Raw genomic sequence first — 15,682 nt, forward strand, 5'->3', positions numbered from 1 at the left:
TACGAAAAGTCTGGCATTTTGCAGGTCATGTCTATTAACAGCAGTATTTAGTAGATTTTGGACTATGTTTAATTTTGGGAATTGTTAGATAACTAGATATAATTTAAAGTGTCGCTATTATTACAGAGAAATGACAAATTGATGAAGGGGAGAATTTTGGTTATGAAAAAATATTTACTAATGATCACCCTAAGCATCTTCATGATTTTCACACTGGCTGCATGCGGTGGAAGTGAGGATGAAGGAGAAACTTCAGGGGATACAAACGAAAATGATTCTAGTAGTGAATCATCAGAAGAAACAGCATATGACCTTGTTGAGGATGGAAAGTTCACGTTTGCTGCTTCTGGTGAATTCCGACCATTCAGTATGACAGATGCAAGCGGGGAAATGACAGGTTTTGATATTGATGTGGCAAATGCCATTGCTGAGGAATTGGGCTTGGAACCAAACCCGCAAAAGCAGAAGTTCGCAAGTATCGTAGAAGGTGTGAAGACAGGCCGTTTTGACGCGGCAGTAGCAAGTCACACCATTACGGAAGAAAGACAAAAGGAAGTGGATTTCTCTACTCCTTACTATTATTCTGGAGCGCAAATTTTCACGCGTCCTGACAGTGATGTGGAAACATTAGAAGATTTAGAAGGAATGGAAATCGCCATTTCTAAAGGTTCTACTTATAGCACGTATGCGGAAGAAGTAACAGAGAATATCAAAACATATGACAGTGATGTTGTAGCATTACAATCGCTAGCAAAAGGTCGTCATGATGCTGTAATCACAGATTTCTTGACCGGGAAGGAAGCTTCAGGAGAAGGTCTTGAAATTGAAGCGAAAGAAATGATTGAGCGTAGTGAACAGGCGGTTGCTGTTGCAAAAGAAAACGAAGCCTTACTTGAAGAAATCAATGCAGCTCTAGAAACACTTCGTGAAGATGGAACACTTGCTGAAATCAGTAAAGAATACTTTGGTGAAGACATTACGACTCTGCCGGAGTAAACGCTCGTTTTTCAGTTGAAGACCGAAGTCAAAAAGAGTGCGCAATGAGCGTACTCTTTTTGACATTATAGAGGAGTTGAAGTCAATTGTATTTGTATTCTGCAAACTTTTGGACAGCACTTATAGATAGTCGAGGCATGTTTTTTGAAGCCGCTCAAATGACCTTGGCCCTTACTGCGGTCTCTATTTTAATTGCGATCGTCATCGGGTTAATGTTTGCTTTTATGAAGATATCCAAAATTAAGCCGTTGGAATGGATCGCGAATGTGTACATTTATGTGGTAAGGGGAACCCCTCTCATTGTTCAAATCTTCGTGTTCTATTATGGACTGACAGAAGTGTGGATGATTAGTGGGTTCTGGTCTGTAGCCCTTGGACTTGCCTTCCACAATGGCGCCTATATTGCAGAGATTTTCCGTGGATCCATTCAATCCATTGGTAAAGGTCAGACAGAAGCTGGTCGTTCACTTGGAATGAGCGGTACCTTGACGATGCGTCGGATCATCCTGCCGCAGGCTTTTAGACGTGCATTGCCTCCGCTTGGCAATCAGTTTATTATTGGTTTGAAGGATTCATCATTGGCAGCATTCATTGGTGTATCCGAAATATTTGCTGTAGCCACCACTCAAGGGGCCAATACATTCGACTATATGACCTGGTTGCTCGTAAGTGCCGTATGGTATTTGATTCTCGTATTCCTTCTGACACTCGTTGTCAGTGCAATTGAGAAGAAAATGGCTGCGAGTGACTAACAGAGGAGGAAAGACAATTGTCAGAGCAAATGATTCGAGTAAATAAATTGAATAAATCGTTTGGGGATCTGCATGTACTCAAGGACATTGATTTTCACGTGGAAGAAAGTGAAGTGGTTGTACTCATCGGGGCCAGCGGGTCCGGAAAAAGTACCATGCTGCGCTGTTTGAACTTTTTAGAAATGAAGAACAGTGGGGAGCTCTTTATTAAAGGCGAACAAATTGATCCTAAAAAAGATAATTTGAACAAAGTAAGACAACAAGTGGGGATGGTATTCCAACACTTTAACCTGTTCCCTCATATGACGGTATTAGGCAACGTTATTGAAGCGCCTACCCAAGTCAAAGGAATCTCTAAAAGTCAGGCGAAAAAAGAAGGCTAGGAGCTTTTAGATAAAGTTGGACTTGGTGATAAGGCCAATGATTACCCATCAAGACTATCAGGTGGTCAGAAACAACGAGTTGCGATCGCCAGGGCTCTTGCAATGAAACCAGAAATCATGCTGTTTGATGAGCCTACATCAGCACTCGACCCTGAACTGGTCGGAGAAGTTCTTGCTACTATGAAAGACCTTGCGAAAGAAGGAATGACAATGGTCGTGGTCACCCACGAAATGGGATTCGCAAGAGAAGTTGCCGACCGCGTTGTTTATATGCATGATGGAAAAATCGTAGAGTCAGGAACTCCGAAAGATTTGTTCGAAAATCCACAAGAAGAAAGAACCCAAGCGTTTCTAAGCTCCATTTTATAAGACGAAAAACAAACCCCAGAGCCTGTCTCTGGGGTTTGTTTTTCGTCTTATTCCTTTAAAGGTAGTTGTTAAAGCATTGTGGAAGACTCAGTTTTCAAGATGTTCTGGTTCGTTGCCCGGTTTTAGCGTCAGGGGTGGGTGAAAAATGAACCCCTCCTCGGCGACAGAATGACTTTCACTATTCTGATGTTAAGCATAACGCGCTCTATAACAAGCTTTCCACATGCAGAATAGCTTCCCTGGGAGTTGATTCCCCTTCCAATTACCATGTGGATCAAAGCAGCTTATTCTAGAAGGGATTTCGAGACACTTCAATGGCAAAAGGGAGGAGGGGAATGGCGAGACTCCTGCGGGAAAAAAAGTGCAGGGTGAGACCCCACAGGACGCAGTCCGAGGAGGCTCACCGCGCTCCCGCGGAAAGCGAGCTATTCCCCGCAGCCCCCATCCACTCAACAAAAGTCTCGGAACTGAGTCTTGTAAAATGTGGAGTTTTAACACAAGAATGGTTATTTCTTTTTTAATAGGTAAAATCCAAAAGCGATCAGGGCAAGTGGCCAGAAACGTTCGATCAATTGAAAAACGCCCTGAATCCATTGGAACCAAGTGGGACTGGTAGGGGCGAACGTGGCAAACAAACCGATGCCAAGAAATAGAAGTGCAGGAATCAACCCATTCTTCGTTTTTCTATAATGCAATAGAAAAGCTACGCCCACAATTATCAGATACATTCCCCAGTGATCGCGCCAGAAAGGGACATGATCAACGGCAATGAAATGCAAGCCGAACCCAGCCAAAATCACACCAGTGAACAAGGATGAATGATCTTTTGTCCAATAGCTATGTAATAGAAAGGCCATTCCTATGAATATTACTAAAGTGGGCCATGAGTAAAACAGGGTCAGTTCGGGAATATTGAGGTGACGAAGGAAATAGTAAACGCCCACCCCGATAAATAACAGTCCGATCAGTGAATTTTGCTTATTCAGCATGAACACATCCTTTTCTATCGTACAAAAATGTCGCATCCTTGCGATTATGCGAAGGTTTTGGTATATTACAATCGGATTATAATTTAAAGTTCTTCTAAACAAATCGTTATTATTTTCTATATTATCTAATTTCATCCTATCATAAGGGATTCAAAATCTGTTCATATTTCTAACGGAAATTCGTCCGGATTTTGTGCTATACTAGTGGATATGTGATAAGTCTTGAACGTTTAATGGGGGTAGATGAAATGCACATTTTAGCTATCGGTCTTAATTACAGAACAGCCCCTGTGGAAATTCGCGAGAAGCTCACATTTTCCGAGGATAAGCTCACAGAAGCCATGCAGCGCCTCAACACTCAAAAAAGTGTTTTGGAAAATGTGATTATTTCTACATGCAACCGAACGGAAATTTATGCGGTTGTGGATCAAATCCACACAGGCCGTTATTATATTAAGCAGTTTCTATCCGACTGGTTTGACATCGACAAAGAAGAGTTCTCTCCTTTTCTTTCCATTTATGAAACTGATGGTGCGATTGAGCACCTGCTGCGTGTCACGGCAGGTCTTGACTCCATGGTCCTTGGAGAAACTCAAATCCTCGGTCAAATGAAGCAGTCTTTCCTTCAGGCACAGGAAGCAGGGACAACAGGTACCATCTTCAATCAGTTGTTCCGTCAAGCGGTCACCATGGCGAAAAAGGGCCATAAAGAAACGGAAATCGGTGAGAATGCTGTATCTGTAAGCTATGCGGCGGTAGAGCTTGCTAAAAAGATTTTTGGTGATCTTGTCCACAAGCATATTGTCATCCTGGGTGCAGGGAAAATGGGGGAATTAGCTGCCAAGAACCTTCATGGTTCTGGTGTGCGAAAAGTTTCGGTGGTCAACCGCACGTTAGCAAAAGCTCAAAACGTAGCGGATCAATTCAACGGACATCCGCACACGATGGACGAGCTTGAGGGTGTGCTGGAGAATGCTGATATCGTCATCAGCTCAACAGGTGCAACAGATTATGTCATTACGAAGGAAAAGATGGAACCTATTCATAAGAAACGAAAAGGGAAGCCTCTCTTCTTTGTAGACATCGCTGTTCCACGAGATTTAGACCCGGCAATGGAAGCGCTGGAAAGTGTATTCTTGTATGATATTGATGACCTGCAAGGGATCGTGGATGCGAATCTCGCACTTCGAAAACAAGCGGCAGCAGAAATTGAAATCATGATTGAAGCGGAAATCGTAGAGTTTAAGCAGTGGTTACAAACGATAGGCGTTGTTCCTGTGATTTCAGCTCTTCGATCAAAAGCTTTGAATATCCAGGCAGAAACGATGAAGAGTATTGAAAGAAAAATGCCGGAGCTTACCGATCGTGAACGAAAAGTATTGAGTAAACACACGAAAAGTATTATCAATCAAATGTTGAAAGAACCGATCTCTCAAGCGAAAGAAATGGCAGCTCAGCCAGATTCAGAGGAAACCCTGCGTTTATTCACTCAGATTTTTGGTATAGAAGAGCAGGTGAAAAAAGAGGCGGAAGAACAAGAAAAAAAAGAACAGCGCGAAGGTGAAGAACGATACAGAGGCCAGTGATTCCATCTCCATCATCAGCCCTGTAGCCCATTCATAAGGTGGAAGTGAAATGCTTGAATTTAAATGGGTTTACGAACTTATCCTTTTTCTATATGGATTGAGTATCATTGGATACTTCATCGACTTTGTACAAAATAACCGGAAGGCGAATATTTCTGCCTTCTGGTTACTTAGTATGGTTTGGGTTTTGCAAACCTTCTTTCTGCTTTCGCAGGTTTTTGTAAAAGAAGATTTTCCGATCATGACCGTTTACGATGGGTTATATTTTTATTCGTGGATTCTAGTGACGTTCTCGCTCATCATTAACAGACTCTTCAAAGTGGATTTTCTCGTATTTTTCACCAATGTGGTTGGTTTTTTAATCATGATCATTCACATCTCCACGCGGGCTCAAAATGTCTTGGAAAACAGGGGAGTGGCTCTCGTCAATGAGCTGCTTGTCATCCATGTCAGTCTAGCGATTATATCTTATGGTTTCTTCACGTTATCTTTTATCTTTTCTGTTATGTATTTGTTGCAGTACCGTCTGTTGAAGAAAAAGAAATGGGATGCAAAATTATTCCGTCTTGGTGATTTAACTAAGCTGGATCACTTCTCTTATGTGTCCATCATATTAGGTGTTCCTCTGTTGTTGATCGCCATCATATTGGGGGTCGTTTGGGGATATGTCTCTACAGCTGTTTTCTACTGGTATGATTCTAAGACACTTGGGTCGTTACTGGTATTAGTCGTCTACATTGTTTATTTGACGCTGAGAGTCATCAAAGGTTATCAGGGACGGACGATCGCCATTTTTAACGCAGCAGCATTTCTATTTCTATTGATCAACTTCTTCTTATTTGGTTCACTATCTAACTTTCATTTTTAGTTTCGAGGAGGAAATGTTTTGAGAAAAATCGTTATCGGATCCCGCAAAAGTAATTTAGCGATCACACAAACAGAATGGGTGATCGAACAGTTGAAACAGATCGATCCATCCTATGAGTTTGAAATCAAACGAATTTCGACGAAAGGTGATCAAATCCTTGACGTCACCCTTTCGAAGGTTGGAGGCAAAGGGCTTTTCATTAAAGAGATCGAGCAGGCCATGTACGATGGAGAAATTGATATGGCTGTGCATAGTATGAAGGATATGCCTGCAGTTGTTGCAGAAGGGTTGATGGTGGCGGCTGTTCCGATTCGTGAAGACCACCGTGATGCTTTTGTTTCTAATGGAAACGTGGCTCTTAAAGATCTTCCCGCTGGAGCAATCGTTGGAACAAGCAGTTTGAGACGAGGATCTCAAATTAAGGCTGTCCGCCCGGACGTAGAGATTAAATGGATTCGTGGAAACATTGATACACGTCTCCGCAAGTGTAAAGAAGAGGACTACGATGCCATTGTCCTTGCAGCTGCAGGATTAAAACGCATGGGCTGGGATGATGATGTCGTAACCGAATATCTAGAGCCTGATGTATGTGTTCCGGCTGTTGGGCAGGGAGCGCTTGCGATTCAATGTCGTGAGAACGATTCTGAATTACGCGATTTCCTTAAAAAATTGAATCATGAATACACTGAAACCACGGTTGCAGCTGAGCGTAAATTCCTCCATGATTTGAATGGTGGATGTCAAGTTCCAATCGGTGGCTATGCCTACCGTAAAGGAGAGGAAATCGTTTTGACAGCGCTTGTCGGAACTCCTGATGGAAAGACCATCTTGCATGAAACGGTTTCAGGTAAAGATCCAATTGAAGTTGGAAAAGAAGCAGCAGATCGTTTGAAAGCTCAAGGGGCACAGGAAATTGTGGATCGTGCGAAAGAGGAGTATGACCAATAATGCAGCCACTGCAAGGGAAGAGAATTCTCGTTACTAGAGGACAGTCCCAAGCACGCTCATTTATTGAAAGAATAGAAGCAGAAGGTGGAGTGGTCTATCATACTCCCCTTCTCTCCTTCCAATTGAATGATTCTGAATCTCATCAAGAGGTTTTGACACGACTTCACGACTATTCATGGGTGTTTATCACAAGCGCGAATGGTGTGAAGTTTTTTTTCGATCTACTAAAAAAGTACAAAGTCGAGATTCCGCATCACCTTAAATTTGCCATCATTGGGTCAAAAACCGAGAAACATTTAAACGAACTTGGATTTCAGGCCGATTTCATCCCCTCAAAATATCATGCGTCTTCGATGGGGGAAGAGTTTTTAGCAAGAGAACCTCTGCCTGGTCACATTTTGTACATAAGAGGAAATCGTTCAAGAGACGCTCTGCCCCGCATGTTTGAGGACAAGGGTGTATTTTTCCATTCCATGACCGTATATGATACGCTACTAGTGGAAGATAAAAAGCCTGAACTCCATGCGTGGATTCAGGAACGAAAAATTGATGCACTGACCTTTACAAGTCCGTCGACTGTCCGTGCATTTGTGTCTATGGTCAGGAATAAAGGGGCGGAGATTCCTTGTTTCTGTATTGGTCCGACGACAGCCAAAGAAGCAGATAAATGTGGGTTTACCAACGTTCATGTCCCGGAGCAGTTCACCATCACCCACATGCTAAAAGAAATGACTTACTATTTTTCTAACGAAGGGAAAAGATAAATATGAATGATTTGCAGTTCAAACGCCACCGTCGCTTGCGCCGAACGGATTCTATGAGAGCGCTTGTGAGAGAGACTCACCTTCGGACGGAAGATTTAATCTATCCGATTTTTGTTGTAGAAGGAGAAGACATCAAAAATCCAGTTGCTTCTATGCCGGGAGTTCATCAAGTCTCCCTCGACCACTTGAACGAGGAAATGGACGAGCTGGTAAAGTTAGAGATTAAATCCGTCATCGTCTTTGGTGTTCCTGCGGAAAAAGATGAGGTAGGAAGTCAAGCCTATAACGATGAGGGGATTGTTCAACGTGCCATTCGTCAAATCAAAGAAGACTTTCCTTCCTTAACCGTGATTGCAGATACTTGCCTATGTCAATATACTGATCACGGTCATTGTGGAATTGTCCGTGATGGGGATATTGCTAATGATGAGTCCTTGACTTACATTACAAAAACGGCGATTACTCAAGCGGAAGCAGGTGCCGATATTATCGCCCCATCCAACATGATGGATGGTTTTGTTGCCGCTATTCGTCAGGGCCTTGATGAAGCTGGCTTCAGCCACATCCCTGTCATGTCTTACGCTGTTAAATATGCTTCTTCTTTTTATGGCCCGTTCCGTGATGCGGCTCACAGTTCCCCTCAATTTGGTGACCGTCGTGCTTACCAGATGGATCCAGCGAACCGCCTGGAAGCTTTAAGAGAGGCAGCATCGGATGTAGAGGAAGGCGCTGATTTCTTAATTGTTAAACCAGCTCTTTCTTATCTTGACATCATGCGTGAAGTGAAAGATCGTTTTAACTTGCCACTGGTCGCCTACAATGTCAGTGGGGAGTATTCCATGATCAAAGCAGCTGCCCAAAATGGCTGGGTCAACGAAGAAGAGATTGTCCTTGAAAAACTGACCTCCATGAAACGAGCAGGAGCGGACCTCATTATTACTTATTTCGCTAAAGATGCAGCTCGTTGGTTAAATCAATAACGCGGACAGAAAGGGTGTCGTATAAATGAAAACATTTGATCGTTCAAAACAAGCCTATACGAAAGCGGTAGAATTAATGCCGGGTGGAGTGAATTCCCCTGTACGCGCATTTAAATCTGTCCAGATGGACCCAATTTTTATGGAAAAAGGCGCAGGTTCTAAACTTTATGACCTCGATGGCAACGAATATATCGATTATGTATTAAGCTTTGGCCCCTTGATTTTAGGCCATGCCGATGAAAAGGTAACAGAAGCGTTAACCAAAGCGACAGCGAATGGGACGAGCTTCGGTGCTCCTACAGAAATGGAAAACAAATTGGCTTCCCTTGTGAGAGAACGCGTGCCTTCTATTGAAATGCTGCGGATGGTGAATTCAGGAACTGAAGCAACGATGAGCGCCCTTCGTGTTGCTCGTGGGTACACAGGTCGCGATAAAATTTTGAAGTTTGAAGGAAATTACCATGGCCATGGAGACTCCTTGCTGATCAAAGCGGGCTCTGGTGTAGCGACTCTTGGCCTGCCTGACTCTCCTGGTGTACCGGAATCTATTGCACAAAATACAATTACGGTCCCATATAATGATATAGAAAGCGTTCGATATGTCTTTGAAGAGTTTGGAGACGATCTAGCAGCTGTCATTATTGAGCCTGTCTCCGGAAATATGGGTGTCGTCCCACCAAACGAAGGTTTCCTGCAAGAGTTAAGAACAATGACGGAAGACAATGGAACGGTTCTGATCTTTGATGAAGTTATGACTGGCTTCCGTGTTGGATACCACAGTGCTCAAGGACACTTTGATGTGACACCTGACATGACATGCCTTGGAAAAGTGATTGGAGGCGGTCTTCCTGTAGGAGCCTATGGTGGAAAGCGGGAAATTATGGAGCGGGTCGCTCCTGTCGGTGACATCTACCAAGCAGGTACGCTTTCTGGAAACCCGCTCGCAATGACGGCAGGTTTTGAAACGATCTCTGCTATGACGGAAGAAGCGTATGCTTCCATCAATAAAAAAGTAGACCGTTTAATTGAAGGTTACCAGCAAGCCGCTGAAAAACACAACATTCCACTGACAGTGAACCGGGCTGGTTCCATGGTCGGTTTCTTCTTTACAAACGAACCTGTGACGAATTTTGAAACAGCCAACCAATCGGATTTGGACATGTTCACGAGTTATTTCCAAGGAATGATTGAAGAAGGGGTATATCTGCCGCCTTCCCAATTTGAAGGGTTGTTCTTGTCTGTCAAACATACGGATGAGGATATCGAGAAAACCATTCAAGCAGCGGAGAAAGTCTTTTCACAAATTAAATCTTAATGTTATAAGCGCATGGGGGTCCTCCATGCGCTTTCGTTATGTATATTACTCTAACTCTCGCATAAGGTGATAATAGAGAAAAGTGTTTATTACCTTAGGGAGGGGACCGAACTTTGCAAAACAAACAAAATGTATTTTCCTTTTATTTAGATGAATCCATATGGTTCAAGGAAGGACAGGGCGTTCGCGAGTTAATCGGTATATCATTAGAACCTGAAATTACTATTGAAGAGCTTGGAGATGAGGTCCGGTTGAAAGGGACCGTCGATCTTGCGGGTGAATACATTCCGACTGGAAGCCAGGATGCGCAGGATGAAAGTCCTCTTGCATCCTCTGTTCGAACCATGGACGTAGTCGAACCATTAGAAGAAGGCATTCATACATTCAACCACTCATTTCCAGTGGAAATTACGGTACCTTTAGAAAGGGTATCGAATTTAGAAGATGTGCTCATCGACATTGAAAGTTTTGATTACGAACTTCCCGCCAATCGTCAACTCAGGCTTCATGCCCATGTGAATATCAATGGACTGGAAGAAAGGCAACAAGAAGCATCGAATAAACCGAATTTTGATGAATCAGCGACTGTGGGTCCCGTCAATTTTCAAGAACAGAGTCAAAAAGAATCGCCTGTTCTGCCAGAGCGGGAAGCCCCTATTTTTCGGATTGATGAAAAAGATGAAAGTGAGCATACAGAAGAAGACGATGGACGATGGTTTTATAAGAAATCACAAAGCTTCCCAGAGTTCTTTGGTCATGCTCAGGAAAATACCCAATTAACTCCGGAAGAGCCATCCTATGATAGTGGGGATTGGGGAGAAGTCAGTATCGAAGAGTCCAGCAGTGAAGAATCAAGCAGCGAAGAGTCTGATCAAGAAAGTGCTCAAGCACCTGGAGGCATGGATGGGATCAAACAAATTTTCAAACACTTGTTCCCGAACAGAGAAGACACGTACACACAGATGAAAATGTATATTGCCCAGGAAGAAGAAACGTTATCTTCGATTGCGGAAAAGTATGACGTATCGGTAAAACAATTAGAACGAGTTAATGATTATAAAGACGACGTTTCTCCTGGGCAGATTGTGTATATTCCGAACTAAATCCATTTATATTTGAAAGCGAGATACAAACCGAGGACCAATCCGAGAAGGAAGATGTCGAAAGTAGTCGGGAAGATGATGGTTCGCAGGGCTTGGAAAATCACGATGGGCAGCAAAGATTTTTCAATGACAAACAGCCACGTTCTGCACCATGGAGGCAGACGATAACGATACAAACGACTCATAAAGAGCACCTCTTTTCATTGGAGGATAAAGGCTCCTGGGCAATCGGCTCAGGGGTTTTCGCCTTTTTCTTTGACGTAGTTGACTAAATGCCTCTTTTTTATATACAATATGTAGTATAGTCTTTATACGTGAAATGCTTAGATAGGGAAGAGTACATGAACAATTCCTTCAGAGAGGAAAACGATTGGTGAGAGTTTTCCAGGAACCCTGTTAATGGAAGGTCGCCCTTGATGCAGCTTCTTTGAACAATGAGTAGGAGAAGCCGGTTAGAAGCCGTTATTTTTATTTGAGTGTACAGGAATGACTTCCTGTAAATTAAAGGTGGTACCACGGAAATGAACCCTTTCGTCCTTTTTTAGGATGAAAGGGTTTTTTATTTTTATAAAGAGAATAAAAGGAGGAAGATCACATGGATCAACAAGATCTTTCAATGCCTACAAAGTATGATCCGGCCGCTGTTGAAAAGGACCGGTATCAGTACTGGGTAGATGGTAAATTTTTTGAAGCTACAGGAGATAAAAACAAGGAACCTTATACAATCGTCATTCCACCGCCGAACGTAACAGGGAAGCTGCACCTCGGTCATGCGTGGGACACGACATTACAGGATATCCTGACACGTGTGAAGCGGATGCAGGGCTATGATGTACTATGGCTGCCAGGTATGGACCATGCGGGGATTGCTACACAAGCAAAAGTGGACGCGAAACTTCGTGAAGAAGGTATCTCCCGGCATGACCTCGGCCGTGAAAAGTTTCTCGAAAAATCGTGGGAGTGGAAGCATGAGTATGCGAAATTCATTCGTGCCCAGTGGGAAAAACTAGGGCTTGGACTGGACTATTCTCGTGAACGTTTCACTCTTGATGAGGGTCTTTCTGAGGCTGTCAAAGAAGTTTTTGTAACACTTTACGAGAAAGGCCTGATCTACCGCGGAGAATATATTATCAACTGGGACCCTGCCACCCAAACAGCTTTGTCTGATATCGAAGTGGAGTATAAAGATGTGCAAGGTGCATTTTACCATATGCGCTACCCATTGAAAGATGAAGAAGGTACGATTGAGATTGCGACCACACGTCCGGAGACGATGCTTGGGGATACAGCCATTGCGGTACATCCGGAAGATGAGCGTTACAAGCACCTGATCGGTAAAAAAGCGGTCCTGCCGATTGTTGGCCGGGAAATTGAAATTGTTGCTGATGATTATGTAGATATGGAATTTGGATCCGGGGCTGTTAAGATTACTCCAGCGCACGACCCTAACGACTTCGAAATCGGTAACCGTCACAACCTGGAACGAATTCTTGTCATGAATGAAGACGGAACGATGAATGAAAATGCCGGCAAGTATAAGGGTATGGATCGATTCGAATGTCGTAAACAAATCGTTAAGGACCTTCAGGATCATGGTGTTCTTTTTGAAATTGAAGAACACATGCACTCGGTTGGTCATTCTGAGCGAAGCGGAGCGGTTGTTGAACCTTATCTTTCCACGCAGTGGTTCGTTGACATGAAGCCACTTGCTGATGCGTCGATCGACTTGCAAAAAGGGAGACGATCAAGTACAGTTTGTTCCTGATCGATTTGAAAAGCCATATCTACACTGGATGGAGAATACAAGAGACTGGTGTATTTCCAGACAATTATGGTGGGGTCACCGTATACCAGCCTGGTACCATAAAGAAACAGGCGAAGTATATGTTGGCAAAGAAGAACCGAAAGATCCAGAAAACTGGAAGCAGGAGGAAGATGTGCTTGATACGTGGTTCTCGTCCGCGCTTTGGCCTTTCTCGACGATGGGGTGGCCGGATGAAAACAGTGAAGATTATAAACGTTACTTCCCAACTAACGTACTCGTAACAGGGTATGACATCATTGGATTCTGGGTAAGCCGCATGATCTTCCAATCCCTTGAGTTCACAAATGAGCGTCCATTCAATGATGTTCTTATTCATGGTCTTGTTCGTGATGCTGAAGGTCGTAAGATGAGTAAATCGCTTGGGAATGGTGTCGATCCAATGGATGTCATCGATAAATATGGAGCCGATTCTCTTCGTTATTTCTTATCTACAGGATCATCTCCTGGTCAAGACCTGCGCTTCCATTGGGAGAAGGTAGAGTCTACGTGGAACTTCGCCAACAAGATTTGGAACGCTTCCCGTTTTGCCTTGATGAACATGGGCGATTTAAAATATGAAGACATTGATATCACTGGTGAAAAATCAGTAGCCGATCAATGGATCCTGACTCGTCTTAACCAGACGATTGAGCAAGTGACGATAAACATCGATAAATATGAATTCGGTGAAGCCGGCCGTCACCTTTACAACTTCATTTGGGATGACTTCTGTGATTGGTATATCGAAATGGCGAAGCTGCCATTGTATGGAGAAGACGAAGCGCGTATCCATACGACCCGTTCTATTCTCGCGTACACGCTCGATCAGACGATGCGTATGCTTCATCCATTCATGCCATTCATTACTGAAGAAATCTGGCAGCACCTTCCTCATGATGGAGAGTCCATCACACAGGCTTCATGGCCGGTGGTAAGAGAAGATTTCCATAATGAAGAAGCGGTGGAAGAAATGAATCGTCTGGTATCCATCATCCGTTCTGTTCGTAATATCCGTTCAGAAGTGGATACACCAATGTCTAAGGAAATCCAGTTGATGATTCAGGCGAAAGATGACGCCATTGTAAAAGAGCTTGAGAAGAACCGTGACTATTTAGAAAGGTTCTGTAACCCTAGTGAATTGACGATTGCCACAGACTTGCAGGCCCCTGACAAAGCGATGTCAGCCGTCATTACTGGAGCCGAATTGTACCTTCCATTAGCGGGCTTGATCAACATCGAAGATGAAATCAAGCGCCTTGAGAACGAATGGAAGAAATGGGATCAGGAAGTCACGCGTGTTCAAAAGAAACTTTCCAATGAAGGTTTCGTAAGTAAAGCCCCGGAACATGTCGTTGAAGAAGAACGCAAAAAAGAAACAGATTATCTTGATAAGCGTGCTAAAGTAGAAGCACGAATCAAAGAGTTAAAAGCATAAAGAAGACGGAGGGTATTCTACGGAGTACTCTCCTTTTTTGAAAAGAGGGAATAGAAATGGAGTATGAAGAAGCAATTGCTTGGATTCACTCTAGAGAGAAATTCAAAGTGAAGCCAGGGTTGAAGCGGATGGAATGGATGATGGAGAGGCTTGGTCATCCAGAGAAAAAATTCAGATCGGTCCATATTGCAGGAACGAACGGGAAAGGGTCCACGCTTTCTTTCCTGCGTCATATTCTTCAACAGCAGGGAATGTCTGTGGGAACCTTCACTTCTCCCTATATAGAGAGGTTCAATGAGCGGATTAGTGTTGATGGACAAGCCATTCAAGATGAAGTTTTAGCTGAGTTAGTGATTAGAATTAGACCGCTATCGGAAGAATTGAGACAAACGCCATTAGGAGAACCGACCGAGTTTGAAATTATAACAGCGATGGCCGTGCTTTACTTTTCCGAGGCTGCACTTGATATTGTATTAATGGAGACCGGTTTAGGAGGAAGGTTTGATTCTACCAACATCCTAACCCCTGTTCTATCTGTTATCACCAATATCGGACATGATCATATGAATGTTCTAGGTTCTACCATAGCAGAAATTGCAGAAGAGAAAGCAGGAATCATCAAACCTGAAATTCCTGTAGTTACGGGCGTCAAGCAGCAGGAAGCTATAAAAGTAATCACCAAAAAAGCGCAGTCATGTCATTCTAAGGTGTTCAAACTTTACCATGATTTTGATGTCACTCATCAATCCAGTAGTCATGAAGGTGAGAGTTTCGTCTTTTCAAATGAATCGTTCCATTCTGAAACCTATGTCAGTCAAATGAAAGGTCCTCATCAGGTGGAAAATGCGTCGTTGGCCATTCAGTCTGCAGAAGTTTTAAGATCCCTTGGAATTCAAATGGATCGCAGTCGTTATGAAAAAGGAATTGCATCCACACGTTGGCCTGCAAGGTTTGAGAAAGTGAAAGACGCTCCTTTGACGATTATAGATGGTGCCCATAATGAAGAAGGCACGAGCGCTCTTGTAGAAACAGTGAAACGTCATTACTCTGGTAAAAAGATTATCCTCGTCTATTCAGCATTAGAAGATAAGCCTGTTAAAAAAATGTTGAAACAATTGGAGAGTGTTGTCGATACAGCATATATGACAACTTTTGATTTTCCGAGAGCCTTGAAAGGTCATGAGCTTGCTGATTACTCGGGGATTACGAAAACCATCGCTATAGAAGATTATAAGCAAGCGATTCGTAAAGCCTCTTCCAATGTTGGAGAAGGTGACGTCCTGCTCATTACGGGATCGCTGTATTTCATCTCTCAGGTAAGGGAATATTTTGAAATTAAAGAAAATTTAAGGTAGGATAGTAATGATCTGAATATTCTTATGATAAAATG

At 43.2% G+C, this 15,682-nt stretch carries 12 protein-coding genes, 2 pseudogenes and 1 other annotated feature; of the genes and pseudogenes, 12 read left to right on the forward strand and 2 right to left on the reverse strand.

What is annotated here, in order from left to right; translation table 11 throughout:
• Positions 1-162: 162 nt before the first annotated feature.
• The 3 genes and pseudogenes from LC065_RS10805 to LC065_RS10815 all read left to right on the forward strand — a co-directional run bounded on the left by LC065_RS10805 (position 163) and on the right by LC065_RS10815 (position 2,500).
• The gene (locus LC065_RS10805; protein ID WP_226591291.1) at positions 163-996 is read left to right on the forward strand and encodes a transporter substrate-binding domain-containing protein; all 834 of its coding nucleotides are present in this window, start codon (positions 163-165) and stop codon (positions 994-996) included.
• Between the two features lie 137 nt (positions 997-1,133).
• Entirely contained in the window at positions 1,134-1,748 is a 615-nt protein-coding gene (locus tag LC065_RS10810; RefSeq protein WP_226591691.1) for an amino acid ABC transporter permease, read from the forward strand.
• 29 nt (positions 1,749-1,777) lie between these two features.
• Positions 1,778-2,500 (forward strand): annotated as a pseudogene (locus tag LC065_RS10815) (amino acid ABC transporter ATP-binding protein).
• 506 nt (positions 2,501-3,006) lie between these two features.
• On the opposite strand, the gene LC065_RS10820 reads toward LC065_RS10815, so the two are convergent.
• Positions 3,007-3,489 (reverse strand): LiaI-LiaF-like domain-containing protein, encoded by a 483-nt coding sequence (locus tag LC065_RS10820; protein WP_226591289.1) that lies wholly within the window; start codon positions 3,487-3,489, stop codon positions 3,007-3,009.
• 248 nt (positions 3,490-3,737) lie between these two features.
• Here LC065_RS10820 and hemA point away from each other — a divergent pair, with 248 nt between their 5' ends.
• From hemA to spoVID, 7 genes are all read left to right on the forward strand, one after another.
• A complete protein-coding gene (gene hemA, locus LC065_RS10825; protein ID WP_306163402.1) occupies positions 3,738-5,075 on the forward strand; it encodes a glutamyl-tRNA reductase in 1,338 nt (445 codons plus the stop codon).
• Positions 5,076-5,124: 49 nt separating this feature from the next.
• Positions 5,125-5,943 carry a cytochrome c biogenesis protein gene (locus LC065_RS10830; RefSeq protein ID WP_226591285.1) on the forward strand — a complete coding sequence of 273 codons (819 nt, stop codon included), beginning with the start codon at positions 5,125-5,127 and terminating at the stop codon, positions 5,941-5,943.
• A gap of 18 nt (positions 5,944-5,961) precedes the next feature.
• Positions 5,962-6,891, forward strand: coding sequence for a hydroxymethylbilane synthase (gene hemC, locus LC065_RS10835; RefSeq protein ID WP_226591283.1), 930 nt, complete (start codon positions 5,962-5,964; stop codon positions 6,889-6,891).
• Positions 6,891-7,655: a uroporphyrinogen-III synthase gene (locus tag LC065_RS10840; protein WP_226591280.1), complete on the forward strand. Its 765-nt coding sequence runs from the start codon at positions 6,891-6,893 to the stop codon at positions 7,653-7,655. The genes hemC and LC065_RS10840 overlap by 1 nt, the downstream gene beginning before the upstream one ends.
• A 2-nt stretch (positions 7,656-7,657) precedes the next feature.
• Positions 7,658-8,635 (forward strand): porphobilinogen synthase, encoded by a 978-nt coding sequence (gene hemB / locus LC065_RS10845; RefSeq protein WP_226591277.1) that lies wholly within the window; start codon positions 7,658-7,660, stop codon positions 8,633-8,635.
• A gap of 25 nt (positions 8,636-8,660) precedes the next feature.
• A complete protein-coding gene (gene hemL / locus LC065_RS10850; RefSeq protein ID WP_226591275.1) occupies positions 8,661-9,950 on the forward strand; it encodes a glutamate-1-semialdehyde 2,1-aminomutase in 1,290 nt (429 codons plus the stop codon).
• Positions 9,951-10,063: 113 nt separating this feature from the next.
• Complete coding sequence (spoVID, locus tag LC065_RS10855) at positions 10,064-11,053, forward strand: stage VI sporulation protein D (RefSeq protein ID WP_226591273.1); 990 nt, start codon at positions 10,064-10,066, stop codon at positions 11,051-11,053.
• Here spoVID and LC065_RS10860 read toward each other — a convergent pair.
• Complete coding sequence (locus LC065_RS10860) at positions 11,050-11,238, reverse strand: hypothetical protein (protein ID WP_089652686.1); 189 nt, start codon at positions 11,236-11,238, stop codon at positions 11,050-11,052. The genes spoVID and LC065_RS10860 overlap by 4 nt on opposite strands.
• A gap of 130 nt (positions 11,239-11,368) precedes the next feature.
• Positions 11,369-11,595, forward strand: a binding site (T-box leader).
• A 53-nt stretch (positions 11,596-11,648) separates the two neighbouring features.
• On the opposite strand from LC065_RS10860, the pseudogene LC065_RS10865 reads away from it, so the two are divergent.
• A pseudogene (locus LC065_RS10865) lies at positions 11,649-14,292 on the forward strand (valine--tRNA ligase).
• Positions 14,293-14,348: 56 nt separating this feature from the next.
• Complete coding sequence (locus LC065_RS10870) at positions 14,349-15,647, forward strand: bifunctional folylpolyglutamate synthase/dihydrofolate synthase (RefSeq protein WP_264187739.1); 1,299 nt, start codon at positions 14,349-14,351, stop codon at positions 15,645-15,647.
• The last annotated feature ends 35 nt before the right edge of the window (positions 15,648-15,682 follow it).

The sequence above is a fragment of the Halobacillus litoralis genome (genome assembly GCF_020524085.2).
Classification (GTDB): domain Bacteria; phylum Bacillota; class Bacilli; order Bacillales; family Halobacillaceae; genus Halobacillus; species Halobacillus litoralis_E.

Coding starts and splice junctions, on each gene's coding strand:
- LC065_RS10805 (WP_226591291.1), top strand. CDS start 163: ATGAAAAAATATTTACTAATGATCACCCTAAGCATCTTCATGATTTTC.
- LC065_RS10810 (WP_226591691.1), top strand. CDS start 1,134: ATGTTTTTTGAAGCCGCTCAAATGACCTTGGCCCTTACTGCGGTCTCT.
- LC065_RS10820 (WP_226591289.1), bottom strand. CDS start 3,489: ATGCTGAATAAGCAAAATTCACTGATCGGACTGTTATTTATCGGGGTG.
- hemA (WP_306163402.1), top strand. CDS start 3,738: ATGCACATTTTAGCTATCGGTCTTAATTACAGAACAGCCCCTGTGGAA.
- LC065_RS10830 (WP_226591285.1), top strand. CDS start 5,125: ATGCTTGAATTTAAATGGGTTTACGAACTTATCCTTTTTCTATATGGA.
- LC065_RS10840 (WP_226591280.1), top strand. CDS start 6,891: ATGCAGCCACTGCAAGGGAAGAGAATTCTCGTTACTAGAGGACAGTCC.
- hemB (WP_226591277.1), top strand. CDS start 7,658: ATGAATGATTTGCAGTTCAAACGCCACCGTCGCTTGCGCCGAACGGAT.
- hemL (WP_226591275.1), top strand. CDS start 8,661: ATGAAAACATTTGATCGTTCAAAACAAGCCTATACGAAAGCGGTAGAA.
- LC065_RS10860 (WP_089652686.1), bottom strand. CDS start 11,238: ATGAGTCGTTTGTATCGTTATCGTCTGCCTCCATGGTGCAGAACGTGG.
- LC065_RS10870 (WP_264187739.1), top strand. CDS start 14,349: ATGGAGTATGAAGAAGCAATTGCTTGGATTCACTCTAGAGAGAAATTC.